Raw genomic sequence first — 276 nt, forward strand, 5'->3', positions numbered from 1 at the left:
TACGTCATTTGCCTTATTTCTTTACAATATGTACCAAGTTAGATTTGTGAATTATAATTAATAAAAAATTATATCATGAATTCAAAAAACTACTTCAAGAAAATTGCAATTGCTGTAATGGGATTATTTGCTTTTAATGTTCAGGCAAATAATTTAAAAATCACCGGTACAAGTGTTGATACGAGTGCAGGAACCGTTACTTTTAACATCCAATGGGATAATAGCTGGAGGACAAATATTGCTCCTGCCAATTATGATGCGGTATGGGTATTTGTA

At 31.2% G+C, this 276-nt stretch carries 1 protein-coding gene; it reads left to right on the forward strand.

Annotation, left to right across the window (positions count from 1 at the left end):
- Positions 1-75: 75 nt before the first annotated feature.
- Positions 76-276 (forward strand): hypothetical protein (locus VJI93_RS08790; RefSeq protein ID WP_324009319.1); only part of this gene is annotated, 201 nt, incomplete at its 3' end.

Origin of the sequence: Parvimonas sp. M20 (assembly GCF_035282425.1) — a bacterium.
Classification (GTDB): Bacteria; Bacillota; Clostridia; order Tissierellales; family Peptoniphilaceae; genus Parvimonas.